The sequence below is a fragment of the Streptomyces sp. NPDC050549 genome, from assembly GCF_040655035.1.
Taxonomy (GTDB): Bacteria; Actinomycetota; Actinomycetes; order Streptomycetales; family Streptomycetaceae; genus Streptomyces.
In genome coordinates this window covers 119,718-137,721 of record NZ_JBFAJD010000013.1, presented here as the reverse complement: position 1 = coordinate 137,721, position 18,004 = coordinate 119,718, and the positions used below count along the sequence as shown (strand labels likewise).

The following is an 18,004-nucleotide window of genomic DNA, read 5'->3' as shown; positions in this document are numbered from 1 at the left end:
GTCACCAGCCCGCGGACGGGCCCGTCAGCTCGCGGACCGCCGGGCGGGCCGCGTCCAGCACCGTCATGAACCAGGACGAGAAGGTGTCCTTCGCGTGCCGCTCCGCCAGCTCGGAGGGGGTCACGAACGCGGTCGTGCCCACCTCCTCCGGGTCCGGCCGCAGCGCGGACTGCACCATGCCGACGAAGAGGTGGTTGTACTCCTGCTCCACCAGACCCGAGGCCGGGTCCGGGTGGTTGTAGCGCACCGTGCCGGCCTCGGCGAGCAGTGACGGCGACACCCCGAGCTCCTCGTACGTCCGCCGGGCCGCCGCCGCGAAGGGCGCCTCGCCCGGGTAGGGGTGACCGCAGCAGGTGTTGGACCAGACGCCGGGGGAGTGGTACTTGCCGAGCGCCCGCTGCTGGAGCAGCAGGCGGCCCTGCTCGTCGAAGAGGAAGACGGAGAAGGCGCGGTGCAGCCGCCCCGGTGGCTGGTGGGCGGAGAGCTTCTCCGCGGTGCCGATCGTCACGCCGTTCTCGTCGACCAGTTCGAGCAGGATCGCTTCGGCGGTGCCGTTCGACGAGCTGTGCGTCGCGGTGGCAGGTGTGATCGGCATACCCATCCTTCACATCGGTCTTCAAAGCCAAGTCTGCCGTACGAATCCGGCACTCCCGGCAGTTCATCGTGCCCGGCGCGGCGACGGGGGAACCGTCCGGGGGTGGGGTCACGGGAGTGTGGACACGGGTGTGCGCCGGACGGTTGCGTTCCGTCCGACCTGGTCGGTTTCCCTCAGATCTCGTCGGCTTCTGTCAGTCGTCAGTGGCAGAGCTTCGCCTCGTGCTCCGCGTGGCCGCCGGGCTCCAGCTGGAAGGTGCAGTGCGCCACGTCGAAGTGGCCGCCGAGGCAGCCCTGGAGTTCGTGGAGCATCTTCTCGTTGCCGATGGCGTTCAGCGCGTCCGAGCCGACGACCACGTGCGCGGAGAGCACCGGCATGCCCGAGGTGATCGTCCAGGCGTGCAGATCGTGGATGTCCTCGACACCGTCCAGGGCCAGGATGTGGGCGCGCACCTCCCGCATGTCGACGTCCTTGGGCGCCGACTCCAGCAGTACGTCGAGGGTCTCGCGCAGCAGCCTCAGTGTGCGCGGCACGATCATCAGGCCGATGACGAGCGAGGCGATCGGGTCGGCGGCCTGCCATCCCGTGGCCAGGACCACCACGGCCGAGACGATCACCGCGAGGGAGCCCAGCGCGTCGGCGGCCACCTCCAGGAACGCGCCGCGCACATTGAGGCTCTCCTTCCGGCCGCGCGCCAGCAGCGTGAGGGAGATCATGTTCGCGACCAGGCCGACCAGACCGAACACGACGGTCGGCCCGCCCTCGGTGTCGGCGGGCACGACGAACCGCTGGACCGCCTCGTACAGGACGTACCCGCCGACGCCGAGCAGCAGCAGACAGTTGGCGAGCGCGGCGAGGATCTCCGCACGGGCGTAGCCGAAGGTGCGGTTGCCGGCCGCCGGGCGGTTGGCGAAGTGGATCGCGAGCAGCGCCATGCCGAGGCCCAGCGCGTCCGTCGCCATGTGGGCCGCGTCCGCGATGAGCGCGAGGGAGTCCGCGAGCAGCCCGCCGACCACCTCGACCACCATCACGGTGAGCGTGATCCCCAGCGCGACGCGCAGCCTGCCCCGGTATGCCGCCGCGGCCGTACCGGTGACGGGAGTGACGTGCGCAGGGGAATGCCCGTGGTCGTGCCCTGCCCCCATGAAGAGCCGCCCTCCTGATTGCTGCCCGGGATCACAGTGAACTACGGGTGGGGGGTATTGGGCAACGCTGCACTGAACACCGTTGTCATCTGCCCTGACCTGCGTAAACGGATTACTGGCCGGGTCGGCGCAGAGCGGCCGGGGGAGGGGTCGGAAGGCGGGCCCGGCCGACACCCGCTCCGGTGGACCGCCGCCGTGGGCTCCGCGGAATGTCCGGCGATGCCCGCTCTGGCAGGTGCGGTTTGTCGGCCGGGGCCCGAATCCCTGATGATGATCTCGGCGGAGGCGCCTGCAGACCCTGTTGATCAGCCCATGAACGGCCGGTGAACACGGGCTTGAGAGCATCCGATAGCCTCTGCCGACATGCCGCCCGGGTGCCACCCAAGGGGCGCCACCACCATGCACATGACCGGCGCCCACGCGTCGGCACCAGGGAGTGAGTTCGGTTGTCGACCGCCATCCTCACCGGTCAGCCGGTCCCCGGATCGTCGATCGAGGACGACCTGCGCTCGCTCGGCTTCGACGTCCGGATCGCCGCCGACACCACCGAGGCGGAAACGCTTCTGGCGGCCGTTCCCGGTGACCGTCGCGTCGCCGTCGTGGACGCCCGCTTCGTCGGTCACCGGCACGCGCTGCGCCTCGGCCTCACCGACCCCCGTTTCCCGCTCGCCGCGGTACCGGGTGCCGTCACCGCGCAGCCGGTCGGCCGCCAGGCACTGACCCGAGCGATGGCCCGCGAGAACTCGGCCGGCGGCGGTACGACCCTCCTGGACAACCTCGCCGACCGCATCGTCACCGCCCTCGACGCCGACGGCTCGGACGTGCACCGCCCCGAGCTGGGCAGCCTCGTCGCCACGGTCCCCGCCGACGCGCAGGCCGGCAGCGAGGCACGGCAGGCCGTCGCAGCCGTCGACGACGAGGCCGTACGCCTGAAGTCGGCCGTGAAGTCCCGCGACGGCTTCTTCACCACCCACTTCATCAGCCCGTACTCCCGCTACATCGCCCGCTGGTGCGCCCGCCGCGGCCTCACCCCGAACCAGGTCACCACCGCCTCCCTGATCACCGCGCTCATCGCGGCGGGCTGCGCGGCCACCGGCACCCGCGCCGGGTTCGTCGCGGCCGGCGTCCTGCTGATCGCGTCCTTCGTCCTGGACTGCGTCGACGGCCAGATCGCCCGCTACGCCCTGCAGTACTCCACCCTCGGCGCGTGGCTCGACGCCACCTTCGACCGGGCCAAGGAGTACGCCTACTACGCGGGCCTCGCGCTGGGAGCGGCCCGCGGTGGCGACGACGTATGGGCACTCGCGCTCGGCGCGATGATCCTGCAGACCTGCCGACACGTCGTGGACTTCTCCTTCAACGAGGCCAACCACGACGCCACCGCCAACACCAGCCCCACCGCTGCCCTCTCCGACAAGCTCGACAGCGTCGGCTGGACGGTCTGGGTGCGCCGGATGATAGTCCTGCCCATCGGCGAACGATGGGCGATGATCGCCGTCCTCACGGCAGTGACCACACCCCGCATCACCTTCTACGTCCTCCTCGTCGGCTGCGCCTTCGCGGCGACGTACACGGCGGCGGGCCGGGTGCTGCGCTCGCTGACCCGCAAGGCGCGGCGCACGGACCGGGCGGCACAGGCGCTGGCGGACCTGGCGGACAGCGGGCCACTGGCCCAGGGCCTGACGCGCATCGCGCGCCGGGTGTCCCTGCGCGCGCCGGCCTACACCGCGCTGGTCGGTACGGCGGTCGTCCTCCTGACGGCCTGGTTCGGCGGATACGGCAGCTGGGTGCCCGTCCTGGGCGCCGTCTTCTACGTGCTCCAGTCCCCGCTCGCCGTCGCCCGCCCCCTCAAGGGCGCCCTCGACTGGCTGGTCCCCCCGCTCTTCCGGGCGGCCGAATACTGCACGGTCCTCATCCTCGCGGCTGAAGCGGAGGTGAACGGAGCCCTTCCTGCGGCTTTCGGTCTGGTGGCCGCGGTCGCCTACCATCACTACGACACGGTGTACCGCATCCGCGGCAACGCCGGGGCGTCCCCGGCCTGGCTGGTGCGCGCCATAGGGGGGCACGAAGGGCGGATTCTGCTCGTCACCGTTCTCGCCGCCGTGCTCACCGCGTCGCAGTTCACGGTCGCGCTCACGGTCCTGGCCGTGGCCGTGGCCCTGCTGGTGCTCTTCGAGAGCATCCGCTTCTGGGTGTCCGCAGGGGCGCCCGCCGTACACGATGAAGGAGAACCCGCATGATCGGCCTCGTGCTGGCGGCCGGCGCCGGACGGCGTCTGCGCCCCTACACCGACAGCCTTCCCAAGGCTCTGGTGCCGGTGGGGCCCGCGGGCATAGAGGGCGAACCCACGGTCCTGGACCTGACCCTCGGCAACTTCGCCGAGATCGGTCTGACCGAGGTCGCGATCATCGTCGGCTACCGCAAGGAAGCCGTGTACGAGCGCAAGGCGGCCCTTGAGGCGAAGTACGGCCTCAAGCTCACCCTCATCGACAACGACAAGGCCGAGGAGTGGAACAACGCCTACTCCCTGTGGTGCGGACGTGACGCCCTCAAGGACGGCGTGATCCTCGCCAACGGCGACACCGTCCACCCGGTCTCCGTCGAGAAGACGCTGCTGGCCGCCCGCGGCGACGGCAAGAGGATCATCCTCGCGCTGGACACCGTCAAGTCCCTCGCGGACGAGGAGATGAAGGTCGTCGTCGACCCCGCCAAGGGCATGACGAAGATCACCAAGCTGATGGACCCCGCCGAGGCCACCGGCGAGTACATCGGCGTCACCCTCATCGAGGGCGAGGCCACCCCCGAACTGGCCGACGCGCTCAAGACGGTGTGGGAGACCGACCCGCAGCAGTTCTACGAGCACGGCTACCAGGAACTCGTCAACCGCGGCTTCCGGATCGACGTGGCCCCGATCGGCGACGTCAAGTGGGTCGAGATCGACAACCACGACGATCTGGCCAAGGGACGTGAGATCGCGTGCCTGTACTGACCCGGCTGATCCCCTCACCCGTCGTCGTCGACATCCGCCCGGGTGCCCTCGACGACCTGGCCTGTGTCCTCGCCGACGAACGCATCTCGCACTCCGGCAAGCTCGCGATCGCCGTCAGCGGCGGCTCGGGCGCCCGGCTGCGCGCCCGCCTCGAACCCAGCCTGCCCGGCGCCACCTGGTACGAAGTCGGCGGCGGCACCCTCGACGACGCGATCGAGCTGGCCGGCGAGATGAAGGCCGGTCACTACGACGCGGTCGTGGGCCTCGGCGGCGGCAAGATCATCGACTGCGCCAAGTTCGCCGCGGCACGCATCGGCCTGCCCCTGGTCGCCGTACCGACGAACCTCGCGCACGACGGCCTCTGCTCGCCGGTCGCCACCCTCGACAACGACGCGGGGCGCGGCTCCTACGGCGTGCCGAACCCGATCGCGGTCGTCATCGACCTCGACGTCATCCGTGAGGCACCGGCGCGCTTCGTGCGGGCCGGTATCGGTGACGCGATCTCCAACATCAACTCGATCGCGGACTGGGAACTGTCCAACCGCGTCAACGGCGAGAAGATCGACGGCCTCGCCGCCGCCATGGCCCGGCAGGCCGGCGAGGCGGTGCTCCGGCACCCCGGCGGCATAGGGGACAGCGGCTTCCTCCAGGTGCTCGCCGAGGCCCTGGTCCTCACCGGAATTGCGATGTCGATCTCGGGCGACTCACGTCCCGCCTCCGGTTCCTGCCACGAGATCAACCACGCCTTCGACCTGCTCTTCCCCAAACGCGCCGCCGCTCACGGCGAGCAGTGCGGACTGGGCGCGGCCTTCGCGATGTACCTGCGCGGAGCCCACGAGGAATCGGCGTACACGGCCGAGGTACTGCGCCGGCACGGACTGCCGGTGCTGCCGGAGGAGATCGGCTTCACGGTGGACGAGTTCGTCCGCGTCGTGGAGTTCGCTCCGCAGACCCGCCCCGGCCGCTACACGATCCTCGAACACCTCGACCTGAAAACCGACCAGATCAAGGACATCTACGCCGACTATGTCAAGGCCATCGGTAGCTGAACTCCGTCCCGTCGTCCACCCCGCAGGGGTGAAGGACCGGCGCAGCGGTGAGCACTGGATGGGACGCCTCTACATGCGTGAGGTGTCCCTGCGGGTGGACCGCTACCTGGTGAACACCAGGGTCTCGCCCAACCAGCTCACGTACCTGATGACCGTATTCGGCGTGCTCGCCGCCCCGGCGCTGTTGGTACCGGGGATCACGGGCGCCGTGCTGGGCGTGGTGTGCGTCCAGATGTATCTGCTGCTGGACTGCGTCGACGGCGAGATCGCCCGCTGGCGCAAGCAGTACTCCCTTGCGGGGGTCTACCTCGACCGGGTCGGCGCCTACCTGACCGACGCGGCCGTCCTCGTCGGCTTCGGGCTGCGCGCCGCCGACCTGTGGGGCAGCGGCCGTATCGACTGGCTGTGGGCCTTCCTCGGCACGCTGGCCGCGCTCGGCGCGATCCTGATCAAGGCCGAGACCGACCTGGTCGGCGTCGCCCGGCACCAGACCGGCAAGGCCCCGGTGCAGGAGTCCGCGGCCGAGATGCGGTCCTCCGGGATGGCGCTGGCCCGCCGGGCCGCCGCCGCCTTCAAGTTCCACCGGCTGATCCTCGGCATCGAGGCCTCCCTGCTGATCCTGGTCCTCGCGCTGGTGGACCAGGTCCGCGGCGACCTGTTCTACTCGCGGCTCGGCGTCGCCGTACTGGCCGGCATCGCGCTGCTCCAGACCCTGCTGCACCTGGTGTCGATCCTCGCGTCGAGCAGGCTGAAGTGAGCGGCATGAAGGTCGGCGCGGTGATCATCACCATGGGCAACCGGCCCGAGGAACTCCGTGCCCTGCTCGACTCGGTCGCCAAGCAGGACGGCGACCGGGTCGAGGCGGTCGTCGTGGGCAACGGCTCGCCCGTCCCGGACGTCCCGGGCGGCGTCCGGACCATAGAACTGCCCGAGAACCTCGGCATTCCCGGCGGACGGAACATCGGCCTGGAGGCCTTCGGGCCCTGCGGTCGAGATGTCGACATAGTGATGTTCCTCGACGACGACGGGCTGCTCGCCCAGCACGACACCGCCGAGCTGTGCCGGCAGGCCTTCGCCGCCGACCCCCGGCTCGGCATCATCAGCTTCCGCATCGCCGACCCGGAGACGGGTGTCACCCAACGCCGGCACGTCCCCCGGCTGCGCGCCTCCGACCCGATGCGTTCCTCCCGGGTCACCACCTTCCTCGGCGGCGCCAACGCCGTCCGTACGAAGGTCTTCGCCGAGGTCGGCGGACTTCCGGACGAGTTCTTCTACGCCCACGAGGAGACCGACCTGGCCTGGCGGGCCCTGGACGCCGGCTGGATGATCGACTACCGGTCCGACATGGTCCTGTACCACCCGACCACCGCGCCCTCCCGGCACGCGGTCTACCACCGCATGGTCGCCCGCAACCGCGTCTGGCTGGCCCGCCGCAACCTCCCCGCCCCCCTCGTCCCCGTCTACCTCGGGGTGTGGCTGCTGCTCACCCTCCTGCGCCGCCCCTCGCGGCCGGCCCTGCGGGCCTGGTTCGGCGGGTTCAAGGAGGGCTGGACCACTCCGTGCGGGCCGCGCAGGCCCATGAAGTGGCGTACGGTGTGGCGGCTGACCCGACTGGGTCGACCCCCCGTGATCTGACAGGCTCGACGGTGCGTGACCGCGCGCTCGGCGCGCGGACGCCCCTGGAACCTGTCCGGCGGCGGATACGTGTCGCGTCCTGTAGCACAATTCCGTAAGACGAACACAAGACGATCGTAAGACGCATCCGAACATGAAGGCTTCCACCCTTGAGTGAGACAACGCATGACGGCGGGGTCGCGGTGAGCCCGCGCCCGTCGCCCGACGAAGGCCTCACGGCGCCGCAGCTGGCCGCCAAGTACGGGCTGACCGTGAGCGGCGCCCGCCCCGGACTCGTCGACTACGTCCGCCAGCTCTGGGGGCGACGTCACTTCATCCTGGCCTTCTCCCAGGCGAAGCTGACGGCCCAGTACAGCCAGGCGAAGCTGGGCCAGCTGTGGCAGGTGGCCACCCCGCTGCTGAACGCGGCCGTCTACTTCTTCATCTTCGGCGTCATCCTGAAGGCCAGCCGGGGCATGTCGCGGGACGTGTACATCCCGTTCCTGGTCACGGGCGTGTTCGTGTTCACCTTCACGCAGAGCTCGATCATGGCGGGCGTCCGCGCGATCTCCGGCAACCTCGGCCTGGTGCGCGCGCTGCACTTCCCGCGGGCCTCGCTGCCGATCTCCTTCGCGCTCCAGCAGCTCCAGCAGCTGCTGTTCTCGATGACCGTGCTGTTCGTCATCGTGATCGGCTTCGGCAGCTACCCGAGCCTGTCCTGGCTGCTGATCCTCCCGGTCCTGCTGCTGCAGTTCCTCTTCAACACCGGGCTCGCGCTGATCGTGGCGCGGATGGGTGCCAAGACCCCGGACCTCGCCCAGCTGATGCCGTTCATCCTGCGCACCTGGATGTACACGTCGGGCGTCATGTTCTCCATCAGCAAGATGATGGAGGGCCGCTCCGAGGTGTTCGTCCGCCTGCTGCAGGTGAACCCGGCCGCCATCTACATGGACCTGATGCGCTTCGCGCTCATCGACGGCTACGGCGCCTCGAACCTGCCGCCGCACGTCTGGGCCATCGCCACCTTCTGGGCCGTGGTCCTGTTCGCCGGCGGTTTCGTGTACTTCTGGCAGGCGGAGGAGAGGTACGGCCGTGGCTGAGCCCGACGTCGAGCAGAACCCGGTGGACCGGGCCCCGGGGTCGCCGATCCCCACCGTCGTCGCGGACGAACTGCACATCGTCTACCGCGTGCACGGCGCCAAGACCGGCAAGGGCAGCGCCACCTCCGCCCTCAGCCGCATAGTCAAGCGCGGCGAGGAGCGCGGGGTGCGCAAGGTGCACGCCGTCAAGGGCGTCTCCTTCGTCGCCTACCGCGGCGAGGCCGTCGGCCTGATCGGTTCCAACGGCTCCGGCAAGTCGACCCTGCTGCGCGCCATCGCCGGTCTGCTCCCGGCCGAGAGCGGCCGGGTCTACACCAACGGCCAGCCCTCGCTGCTGGGCGTCAACGCGGCCCTGATGAACGACCTCACCGGCGAGCGGAACGTCATCCTGGGCGGTCTCGCCATGGGCATGAGCCGCGAACAGGTCAGGGAGCGCTACCAGGAAATCGTCGACTTCTCCGGGATCAACGAGAAGGGCGACTTCATCACCCTTCCCATGCGCACCTATTCCTCCGGAATGGCGGCCCGGCTGCGCTTCTCCATCGCCGCCGCCAAGGACCACGACGTCCTGATGATCGACGAGGCGCTGGCCACCGGCGACCGCAAGTTCCAGGTCCGCTCCGAGCAGCGCATCCGTGAACTGCGCAAGTCCGCGGGCACGGTGTTCCTGGTCAGCCACAACAACAAGTCGATCCGCGACACCTGCGACCGGGTGCTGTGGCTGGAACGCGGCGAACTGCGGATGGACGGGCCGACCGAAGAGGTCCTCAAGGAGTACGAGAAGTTCACCGGTAAGTAGTCCACTCGCATATGGGCGCAAAAGCCCAGAACGCTTCCCAGGGCCCCGCCGGAACTGCTCCGGCGGGGCCCTGCGTCTGCAAAGGAAACGTCAACTCGGCCCGACCCAAGGAATCTTGACGCCAATCGGTGTGTTGTTGTGACGTGCAGGACACCCCGAGGAAGCTCGCTGCGTTGTACAACGTAAGCTGTACCGGTGTCGAATAGCGGGAAGTGGGGCGATACTGCGCGACACCCAAATACGGGTCACGGTGCGGACGACTGGGCGGCGTGTCCGAAATAGTGCGTATTGGGTCGGCAGTGTAGAACGGGAGATGTGACGGCAATGGCTACGGAAACTCCCCAGCTCACCGAAGCGTGTGCCGTCCCTGCCCCTGGCGGCGAGCGGTGACGGGAAGCGGCGCCGCCGCCTCCGGCGATCCGGAGCGCGGCACACTCGACAAGGCCGCGGGCGAGAACTTCCCCGTGGCGCCTTTTTTCCTGCCCAGGGCGTGGCGCACCGACCTCATGGCGGTCTACGGATTCGCCCGCCTCGTCGACGACATCGGTGACGGCGACCTCGCCCCCGGCGGCGCCGACGCCAGGCTGCTCGGGGTGTCGCCCGAGGATGCCGAGGACCGTCTCGTCCTCCTCGACGCCTTCGAGGCCGATCTGCGCCGGGTCTTCGACGGCACCCCGCACCACCCCCTGCTGCGCCGCCTCCAGCCGACCGTCCGCCGCTGCGCGCTCACCCCGGAACCCTTCCTCGGCCTGATCGCGGCGAACCGTCAGGACCAGCTCGTCACGCGCTACGAGACCTACGACGATCTCCTTGCCTACTGTGAACTCTCCGCAAACCCGGTCGGCCGCCTCGTCCTCGGTGTCACCGGCACCGAGACCCCCGAACGCGTCCGGCTCTCCGACGCGGTCTGCACCGCACTGCAGATCGTCGAACACCTTCAGGACGTGACCGAGGACCTCGGCCGCGACCGCATCTACCTGCCCGCCCAGGACATGAAGCGCTTTCACGTCCAGGAAGCGGATCTCGCCACGCCCTCCGCGGGCGCATCGGTGCGCGCACTGGTTGCATACGAAGCAGAACGCGCCCGCGATCTCCTGAATGAAGGCGCCCCCCTGGTGGGTAGCGTCCACGGCAGACTGAAGCTGCTGCTCGCGGGGTTCGTGGCGGGGGGACGGGCGGCGGTCCGAGCGATCGCCGCCGCCGAATACGACGTACTTCCCGGCCCGCCCAAGCCCGGCAAGATCCAGTTGCTGCGTGAGGTGGGCGTGACTCTGCGAGGAGAGGGGTGATCCGGACCGTGGAGTCTGCACCGCACATGTCCGCGCCGGTACTCGCCGCCTACAGCTACTGCGAGGCCGTCACCGGACAACAGGCGCGCAATTTCGCGTACGGCATCAGACTGTTGCCCACGCCCAAGCGCCGCGCCATGTCGGCGCTGTACGCGTTCTCACGGCGTGTCGACGACATCGGCGACGGCACGCTGGCGACCGAGGTGAAGGCGGCGCGACTGGAGGACACCCGGGCGCTGCTGACCCGGGTGCGCGAGGGCAAGGTCGAGGAGGACGACACCGACCCCGTCGCGGTCGCCCTCGCCCACGCGGCCGAGGCCTTCCCGATCCCGCTCGGCGGCCTGGACGAGCTGATCGACGGCGTCCTGATGGACGTCCAGGGCGAGACCTACGAGACCTGGGACGACCTGAAGGTCTACTGCAGGTGTGTCGCGGGCGCGATCGGGCGGCTCTCGCTCGGCGTGTTCGGCGCGGAGGCGGGGGCGCGCGGCTCCGAACGCGCCTCGGAGTACGCCGACACGCTGGGGCTCGCGCTCCAGCTCACCAACATCCTGAGAGACGTCCGCGAGGACGCCGAGGGCGGTCGTACCTATCTGCCCGCCGACGACCTCGCGAAATTCGGGTGTTCGGCCGGGTTCGACGGACCGACCCCGCCCGAGGGCTCCGACTTCGCGGGTCTCGTGCACTTCGAGGTGCGCCGGGCCCGCACTCTTTTCGCCGAGGGCTACCGGCTGCTCCCCATGCTCGACCGCCGCAGCGGCGCCTGTGTCGCCGCCATGGCCGGCATCTACCGCCGCCTCCTGGACCGCATCGAGCGCGAGCCGGAGGCCGTGCTGCGCGGCCGGGTCTCGCTGCCCGGCCGCGAGAAGGCCTACGTCGCCGTGCGCGGCCTGTCCGGACTGGACACCCGCCACGTCACGCGCAGGACCCTCAGGAGGCGCAGCTGATGGACAAAGTGGGCCAAGGTGGCGTCACCGGAGAAATGCGGCACGCAACCCTCCGGTGCGAAGTCGCGTCCCTGACTGCAACGACCTGCCACGGCGGGTACGCAGGGGGGAGTGCACGATGAGCGACGGGACGCAGCCGGCCGGGCTGCCCTCGGACAAACCGGCCGACGGGGCCGGACGGCATGCCGTCGTGGTCGGCGGCGGGCTGGCCGGAGTCACCACAGCGCTCGCGCTCGCCGACGCCGGAGTCCGCGTCACCCTGCTCGAAGGCCGCCCGCGCCTGGGCGGACTCGCCTTCTCCTTCCAGCGCGGCGACCTCACCGTCGACAACGGCCAGCATGTGTATCTGCGCTGCTGCACCGCCTACCGCTGGTTCCTCGACCGCATCGAGGGCACGGCGCTGTCCCCGCTGCAGGATCGTCTCGACGTGCCCGTACTCGACGCGAACCGCCCCGAGGGACGCAGGCTCGGCAGACTGCGGCGCGACCCGCTGCCCGTACCTCTGCATCTGGGGCGCAGTCTCGCGACCTACCCGCATCTCTCGCTCGCCGAGCGCGCCAAGGTCGGCCGTGCGGCTCTCGCGCTCAAAGCGCTCGACCTCAACGATCCCGCCCTGGACACGCAGGACTTCGGCAGCTGGCTGGCCGCGCACGGTCAGTCGGCGCGTGCCGTCGAGGCACTGTGGGACCTGGTGGGGGTCGCCACCCTCAACGCGGTGGCCGGCGATTCCTCGCTGGCGCTGGCCGCGATGGTGTTCAAGACCGGTCTGCTCTCCGACCCGGGTGCGGCAGACATCGGCTGGGCCCATGTGCCGCTGGGTGAACTGCACGACCGGCTGGCCCGCAAGGCGCTCGACTCCGCGGGCGTGCGCACCGAAGTCCGTACACGCGTCACCTCCATCTCTACTGACGAGAACGGGCGTTGGAGCGTTCAGGTTCCCGGCGAGACCCTTCAGGCCGACGCCGTCGTCCTCGCCGTACCGCAGCGCGAGGCCCATGATCTGCTGCCCGAGGGCGCTCTCGACGCCCCTGAGCGGCTGCTGTCCATCGACACCGCGCCGATCCTCAACGTCCACGTCGTCTACGACCGCAAGGTGCTCGCCCGGCCCTTCTTCGCCGCGCTGGGCAGCCCGGTGCAGTGGGTGTTCGACCGGACCGGGGCGTCCGGGCTGAAGGACGGCCAGTACCTGGCGCTGTCCCAGTCCGCCGCGCACGACGAGATCGACCAGACCGTCGCCGAACTGCGCGAGCGCTACCTTCCCGAGCTGGAACGGCTGCTGCCCGGTGCGCGCGGCGCCGAGGTGAAGGACTTCTTCGTGACCCGGGAGCGCACGGCGACGTTCGCTCCCGCCCCCGGCGTCGGACGGCTGCGGCCCGGCGCCCGCACCAAGGCCCCCGGCCTGTACCTGGCCGGAGCGTGGACCGCCACAGGGTGGCCCGCGACCATGGAAAGTGCGGTCCGCAGTGGGGTGAGCGCCGCGGACGCCGCGCTCGCTGCCCTGGGCCGGCCCCGCCCCCGACAACTCTTCGAGTTCGAGGAGGCGGCGTGATGCTCGATCGGCATGCGGCAGGCCCCCGCACCCCCGGTAGCGCGACAAGAGGAGAGACTGTGCCCACTGTGCCCCCGGCCGAGACGGCCGCTGCGAGGACCGCGGTGGACGTGTCCGCGCTCCTGGAGCGCGGCCGGACCCTTGCCACACCGGTACTGCGGGCCGCCGTGGACCGCCTGGCACCGCCCATGGACACCGTCTCCGCCTACCACTTCGGCTGGATCGACGCCGAGGGCAACCCGGCCGCAGGCGACGGCGGCAAGGCCGTACGTCCCGCGCTCGCCGTGCTCTCCGCCGAGGTCACCGGTGCCGCGCCCGAGGTCGGTATCCCGGGTGCCGTCGCCGTCGAGCTGGTGCACAACTTCTCGCTGCTGCACGACGACCTGATGGACGGCGACGAACAGCGCCGGCACCGCGACACCGTGTGGAAGGTGCACGGCCCCGCGCAGGCCATCCTGGTCGGCGACGCCCTGTTCGCGCTCGCCAACGAGGTCCTGCTGGAGCTCGGCACCGTCGAGGCCGGCCGCGCCACCCGCCGCCTCACCACCGCGACCCGCGCCCTCATCGACGGCCAGGCGCAGGACATCTCCTACGAGCACCGCGACCGCGTCAGCGTCGAGGAATGCCTGGAGATGGAGGGCAACAAGACCGGCGCCCTGCTCGCCTGCGCCTCCTCCATCGGGGCCGTGCTCGGCGGTGCGGACGACCGCACCGCCGACGTCCTGGAGAAGTACGGCCACCACCTCGGCCTGGCCTTCCAGGCCGTCGACGACCTCCTCGGCATCTGGGGCGACCCGGAGTCCACCGGGAAGCAGACCTGGAGCGATCTGCGCCAGCGCAAGAAGTCCCTGCCCGTGGTGGCGGCGCTCGCGGCGGGCGGACCCGCCTCCGAGCGGCTCGGCGAGATCCTCGCCGCCGACGCCAAGAGCAGCGACTTCGAGAACTTCTCCGAGGAGGAGTTCGCGGCCCGCGCCGCGCTCATCGAGGAGGCCGGCGGCCGCGAGTGGACCGCCGAAGAGGCACGCCGTCAGCACACCATCGCCATCGAGGTCCTCGACGCCATCGACATGCCCGACCGGGTTCGGGCGCAGTTCACGGCGCTCGCCGACTTCGTCGTCGTACGAAAGAGATGATCACTATCGGTCGAATAGCCCTCGCGTAGTCGCCGGCCGGTGCTGCGAACGAACGAGTACCGGCCGACGGCGGACCCACAGCAGAGACATGCCACTGCACGAAGGGGAAGCCATGACAGCGACGACCGACGGAAGCACCGGGGCCATGCAGCCCCGTGTTGCCGCGGCCAGCGAAACCGACATCAACACCCCCGTGGCGGCCGGGGTGCACGACGCCGCCGCACTCGCCGTACAACGCGCCACCGGCTTCCTGCTCTCCCTTCAGGACGCCCAGGGCTGGTGGAAGGGCGACCTCGACACGAACGTCACCATGGACGCCGAGGATCTGCTGCTCCGTCAGTTCCTGGGCATCCGCGACGAGTCGACGACCCGGGCCGCCGCGCTCTTCATCCGCGGCGAGCAGCGCGAGGACGGCACCTGGGCCAGCTTCTACGGCGGCCCGGGCGAACTCTCCACCACCATCGAGGCGTACGTCGCCCTCCGGCTGGCCGGTGACGCGCCGGACGCCCCGCACATGGCGAAGGCGTCCGCCTGGGTCCGCGAGCGGGGCGGTATCGCCTCGGCCCGGGTCTTCACCCGGATCTGGCTCGCGCTGTTCGGCTGGTGGAAGTGGGACGACCTGCCCGAACTCCCCCCGGAACTCATCTACTTCCCCACCTGGGTACCCCTCAACATCTACGACTTCGGATGCTGGGCCCGGCAGACCATCGTGCCGCTGACGGTGGTCTCCGCGAAGCGGCCGGTACGGCCCGCGCCCTTCCCGCTCGACGAACTCCACACCGACGCGAACAACCCGAACCCGGTCAAGCCCCTTGCCAAGGCGGCGAGTTGGGACGGCGCCTTCCAGCGGCTCGACAAGGCGCTGCACCTCTACCGCAAGGTCGCACCGCGCAAGCTCCGCAAGGCCGCGATGAACACGGCCGCGCGCTGGATCATCGAGCGGCAGGAGAACGACGGCTGCTGGGGCGGCATCCAGCCGCCGGCCGTGTACTCGGTGATCGCCCTGCACCTGCTGGGCTACGACCTCGAACACCCCGTGATGCGCGCGGGACTTGAGTCCCTCGACCGGTTCGCGATCTGGCGCGAGGACGGGGCCCGGATGATCGAGGCCTGCCAGTCCCCGGTGTGGGACACCTGCCTCGCGACCATCGCCCTTGCCGACGCTGGCGTGCCCGCCGACCACCCCCAACTGGTCAAGGCCGCCGACTGGATGCTCGGGGAGGAGATCGTCCGCCCCGGCGACTGGGCGGTCAAGCGACCCCAACTGCCGCCCGGCGGCTGGGCGTTCGAGTTCCACAACGACAACTACCCCGACATCGACGACACCGCGGAGGTCGTGCTCGCGCTGCGCCGGGTCAGACATCACGACCCGGAACGCGTCGACCGGGCCGTGGGGCGCGGAGTCCGCTGGAACCTCGGAATGCAGTCCAAGAACGGCGGTTGGGGCGCCTTCGACGTCGACAACACCAGCCCCTTCCCCAACCGGCTGCCGTTCTGCGACTTCGGCGAGGTCATCGACCCGCCGTCGGCGGACGTCACCGCGCACGTCGTCGAGATGCTCGCCGTGGAGGGCCTCGCCCACGACCCGCGCACCCGGCGCGGCATCGAGTGGCTGCTCGCCGAACAGGAGCCGGACGGCTCGTGGTTCGGGCGCTGGGGCGTCAACTACGTATACGGCACAGGGTCCGTGGTGCCCGCCCTCGCCGCGGCCGGGCTGCCCGGCTCGCACCCGGCGATCCGGCGCGCGGTCACCTGGCTGGAGACCGTGCAGAACGACGACGGCGGCTGGGGCGAGGACCTGCGCTCCTACAAGTACGCCAAGGAGTGGAGCGGCCGGGGCGCCTCGACCGCCTCGCAGACGGCCTGGGCGCTGATGGCCCTGCTGGCGGCCGGTGAGCACGACTCCAAGGCCGTCGAGCGCGGCATCGGATGGCTCGCGACCACCCAGCGGGAGGACGGCTCCTGGGACGAGCCCTACTTCACGGGGACCGGCTTCCCGTGGGACTTCTCCATCAACTACCACCTCTACCGGCAGGTGTTCCCGCTCACCGCGCTCGGGCGCTATGTCCACGGAGAACCGTTCACCCGGACCGTCTCCCCGGCCGTCCCCCAGACCAAGGGGGGCTGATGAACACCCAGCCCGCCGCTCCGCCGCTGTTGATCGCCTGCGCGCTCGGCATCGAGCACCTCGCCCTGCGCACCGGCGACCGCTCCGGCGGGCCGGTCACCGTCCTGCGGACGGGCATGGGGCCCGAGGCGGCCGAAGCGGCCGTCACCCGGCGCCTCGCCGACCCGGCGCTGTCCGAGGCCGCCGTACTGGCCACGGGCTTCTGCGCCGGACTCGCCCCCGGGATGCACCCCGGCGACCTGGTGGTCGCCGAGGAGACCCGGGACCCGCGCGGAACCGTTCCGTGCGTCGCCACCGAACTGCTCGTCAAGGAACTGGTGCGGGCCCTGCCCGGACGCACCGTCCACACCGGCCCCCTCACGGGTTCCGATCATGTCGTCCGCGGTCAGGAACGGTCGGATCTGCTCGCGACCGGCGCGATCGCGGTCGACATGGAGTCGGCGGCCACGCTGCTGAGCGCCGTGCGCACGGGCGCGCGCCCGGTTGCGGCCGTACGGGTGGTCGTGGACGCTCCTGAACATGAACTCGTCCGGATCGGCACGGTGCGCGGTGGAATATCGGCTTTCCGCGTTCTTCGATCTGTTCTTCCCGCTTTTTTCGAATGGCACCGTTCTTTGCTGCTCCCCCGGAGGTGAGCCAGATGGCCATGCCGCTGCGCCAGACAATCAAGGTCGCTACATACTTGGCTGAACAGAAGCTCCGCAAGCGGGACAAGTTCCCCCTGATCGTGGAGCTGGAACCTCTCTTCGCGTGCAACCTGAAGTGCGAGGGCTGCGGCAAGATCCAGCACCCGGCGGGCGTGCTCAAGCAGCGCATGCCGGTGGCGCAGGCCGTCGGGGCGGTGCTCGAATCCGGTGCGCCGATGGTGTCCATCGCGGGCGGCGAACCCCTGATGCACCCTCAGATCGACGAGATCGTGCGGCAGTTGGTGGCGAAGAAGAAGTACGTCTTCCTCTGCACCAACGCCATGCTGCTGCGCAAGAAGCTCGACAAGTTCAAGCCCTCGCCGTACTTCGCGTTCGCGGTGCACATCGACGGGCTGCGTGAGCGGCACGACGAGTCCGTCGCGAAGGAGGGTGTGTTCGACGAGGCGGTGGAGGCGATGAAGGAGGCCAAGAAGCGTGGCTTCCGGGTCACCACCAACTCGACCTTCTTCAACACCGACACCCCGCAGACCATCATCGAGGTCCTCAACTTCCTCAACGACGAGATCAAGGTCGACGAGATGATGATCTCGCCCGCCTACGCCTACGAGAAGGCGCCCGACCAGGAGCACTTCCTGGGCGTCGCGCAGACCCACGAGCTGTTCAAGAAGGCCTTCGCGGGCGGCAACCGCAGGAAGTGGCGGCTCAACCACTCCCCGCTCTTCCTGGACTTCCTGGAGGGCAAGGTCGACTTCCCGTGCACGGCCTGGGCGATCCCGAACTACTCGCTCTTCGGCTGGCAGCGCCCCTGCTATCTGATGAGCGACGGATACGTCCCGACGTACCGGGAGCTGATCGAGGACACCGACTGGGACAAGTACGGCCGCGGCAAGGACCCGCGCTGCGCCAACTGCATGGCGCACTGCGGCTACGAGCCGACCGCCGTCCTCGCCACCATGGGCTCCCTCAAGGAGTCGCTGCGGGCCATGCGCGAGACCGTCGCCGGAAACCGCGACTGACGTC

General features: G+C 70.1%; 17 protein-coding genes. 15 read left to right on the top strand and 2 right to left on the bottom strand.

Annotated elements, in window-relative coordinates:
- Window position 1 precedes the first annotated feature (1 nt).
- On the bottom strand, window positions 2-595 hold the full coding sequence (gene idi, locus AB0I51_RS20900) for an isopentenyl-diphosphate Delta-isomerase (RefSeq protein ID WP_362977167.1): 594 nt from the start codon (window positions 593-595) through the stop codon (window positions 2-4).
- Between the two features lie 200 nt (window positions 596-795).
- Complete coding sequence (locus AB0I51_RS20895) at window positions 796-1,740, bottom strand: cation diffusion facilitator family transporter (protein ID WP_362977165.1); 945 nt, start codon at window positions 1,738-1,740, stop codon at window positions 796-798.
- Between the two features lie 446 nt (window positions 1,741-2,186).
- Here AB0I51_RS20895 and AB0I51_RS20890 point away from each other — a divergent pair, with 446 nt between their 5' ends.
- The 15 genes from AB0I51_RS20890 (at window position 2,187) to hpnH (ending at window position 18,000) form a co-directional block, all read left to right on the top strand.
- Complete coding sequence (locus AB0I51_RS20890; protein WP_362977164.1) at window positions 2,187-3,980, top strand: DUF5941 domain-containing protein; 1,794 nt, start codon at window positions 2,187-2,189, stop codon at window positions 3,978-3,980.
- Entirely contained in the window at window positions 3,977-4,729 is a 753-nt protein-coding gene (locus AB0I51_RS20885; RefSeq protein ID WP_362977162.1) for a phosphocholine cytidylyltransferase family protein, read from the top strand. The genes AB0I51_RS20890 and AB0I51_RS20885 overlap by 4 nt, the downstream gene beginning before the upstream one ends.
- A complete protein-coding gene (locus AB0I51_RS20880) occupies window positions 4,717-5,778 on the top strand; it encodes an iron-containing alcohol dehydrogenase family protein (protein ID WP_362977160.1) in 1,062 nt (353 codons plus the stop codon). Before AB0I51_RS20885 ends, AB0I51_RS20880 begins: the two co-directional genes overlap by 13 nt.
- Window positions 5,756-6,535 (top strand): CDP-alcohol phosphatidyltransferase family protein, encoded by a 780-nt coding sequence (locus tag AB0I51_RS20875; RefSeq protein ID WP_362977158.1) that lies wholly within the window; start codon window positions 5,756-5,758, stop codon window positions 6,533-6,535. The genes AB0I51_RS20880 and AB0I51_RS20875 overlap by 23 nt, the downstream gene beginning before the upstream one ends.
- 5 nt (window positions 6,536-6,540) lie before the next feature.
- Complete coding sequence (locus AB0I51_RS20870) at window positions 6,541-7,413, top strand: glycosyltransferase family 2 protein (protein WP_362977308.1); 873 nt, start codon at window positions 6,541-6,543, stop codon at window positions 7,411-7,413.
- A gap of 149 nt (window positions 7,414-7,562) precedes the next feature.
- Window positions 7,563-8,492, top strand: coding sequence for an ABC transporter permease (locus tag AB0I51_RS20865; RefSeq protein WP_362977156.1), 930 nt, complete (start codon window positions 7,563-7,565; stop codon window positions 8,490-8,492).
- The gene (locus AB0I51_RS20860; RefSeq protein WP_362977154.1) at window positions 8,485-9,291 is read left to right on the top strand and encodes an ABC transporter ATP-binding protein; all 807 of its coding nucleotides are present in this window, start codon (window positions 8,485-8,487) and stop codon (window positions 9,289-9,291) included. The genes AB0I51_RS20865 and AB0I51_RS20860 overlap by 8 nt, the downstream gene beginning before the upstream one ends.
- Window positions 9,292-9,677: 386 nt before the next feature.
- Window positions 9,678-10,580, top strand: a complete 903-nt coding sequence (hpnC, locus tag AB0I51_RS20855; protein WP_362977152.1) for a squalene synthase HpnC — start codon at window positions 9,678-9,680, stop codon at window positions 10,578-10,580.
- A complete protein-coding gene (gene hpnD, locus AB0I51_RS20850; protein ID WP_362977150.1) occupies window positions 10,577-11,527 on the top strand; it encodes a presqualene diphosphate synthase HpnD in 951 nt (316 codons plus the stop codon). Before hpnC ends, hpnD begins: the two co-directional genes overlap by 4 nt.
- Window positions 11,527-11,649, top strand: coding sequence for a DUF6380 family protein (locus tag AB0I51_RS20845; protein ID WP_362977148.1), 123 nt, complete (start codon window positions 11,527-11,529; stop codon window positions 11,647-11,649). The genes hpnD and AB0I51_RS20845 overlap by 1 nt, the downstream gene beginning before the upstream one ends.
- Window positions 11,646-13,076: a hydroxysqualene dehydroxylase HpnE gene (gene hpnE, locus AB0I51_RS20840; RefSeq protein WP_362977146.1), complete on the top strand. Its 1,431-nt coding sequence runs from the start codon at window positions 11,646-11,648 to the stop codon at window positions 13,074-13,076. Before AB0I51_RS20845 ends, hpnE begins: the two co-directional genes overlap by 4 nt.
- Entirely contained in the window at window positions 13,076-14,209 is a 1,134-nt protein-coding gene (locus AB0I51_RS20835; RefSeq protein ID WP_362977144.1) for a polyprenyl synthetase family protein, read from the top strand. Before hpnE ends, AB0I51_RS20835 begins: the two co-directional genes overlap by 1 nt.
- Window positions 14,210-14,321: 112 nt before the next feature.
- Complete coding sequence (gene shc / locus AB0I51_RS20830) at window positions 14,322-16,337, top strand: squalene--hopene cyclase (RefSeq protein WP_362977142.1); 2,016 nt, start codon at window positions 14,322-14,324, stop codon at window positions 16,335-16,337.
- Window positions 16,337-16,972, top strand: coding sequence for a 1-hydroxy-2-methyl-2-butenyl 4-diphosphate reductase (locus AB0I51_RS20825; protein ID WP_362977140.1), 636 nt, complete (start codon window positions 16,337-16,339; stop codon window positions 16,970-16,972). The genes shc and AB0I51_RS20825 overlap by 1 nt, the downstream gene beginning before the upstream one ends.
- A gap of 5 nt (window positions 16,973-16,977) precedes the next feature.
- On the top strand, window positions 16,978-18,000 hold the full coding sequence (gene hpnH / locus AB0I51_RS20820) for an adenosyl-hopene transferase HpnH (RefSeq protein ID WP_317880960.1): 1,023 nt from the start codon (window positions 16,978-16,980) through the stop codon (window positions 17,998-18,000).
- The last annotated feature ends 4 nt before the right edge of the window (window positions 18,001-18,004 follow it).

Coding starts and splice junctions, on each gene's coding strand:
- AB0I51_RS20870 (WP_362977308.1), top strand. CDS start 6,541: ATGAAGGTCGGCGCGGTGATCATCACCATGGGCAACCGGCCCGAGGAA.
- AB0I51_RS20895 (WP_362977165.1), bottom strand. CDS start 1,740: ATGGGGGCAGGGCACGACCACGGGCATTCCCCTGCGCACGTCACTCCC.
- shc (WP_362977142.1), top strand. CDS start 14,322: ATGACAGCGACGACCGACGGAAGCACCGGGGCCATGCAGCCCCGTGTT.
- AB0I51_RS20845 (WP_362977148.1), top strand. CDS start 11,527: ATGGACAAAGTGGGCCAAGGTGGCGTCACCGGAGAAATGCGGCACGCA.
- hpnH (WP_317880960.1), top strand. CDS start 16,978: ATGGCCATGCCGCTGCGCCAGACAATCAAGGTCGCTACATACTTGGCT.
- AB0I51_RS20825 (WP_362977140.1), top strand. CDS start 16,337: ATGAACACCCAGCCCGCCGCTCCGCCGCTGTTGATCGCCTGCGCGCTC.
- AB0I51_RS20835 (WP_362977144.1), top strand. CDS start 13,076: ATGCTCGATCGGCATGCGGCAGGCCCCCGCACCCCCGGTAGCGCGACA.
- hpnE (WP_362977146.1), top strand. CDS start 11,646: ATGAGCGACGGGACGCAGCCGGCCGGGCTGCCCTCGGACAAACCGGCC.
- idi (WP_362977167.1), bottom strand. CDS start 595: ATGCCGATCACACCTGCCACCGCGACGCACAGCTCGTCGAACGGCACC.
- AB0I51_RS20875 (WP_362977158.1), top strand. CDS start 5,756: ATGTCAAGGCCATCGGTAGCTGAACTCCGTCCCGTCGTCCACCCCGCA.
- AB0I51_RS20885 (WP_362977162.1), top strand. CDS start 3,977: ATGATCGGCCTCGTGCTGGCGGCCGGCGCCGGACGGCGTCTGCGCCCC.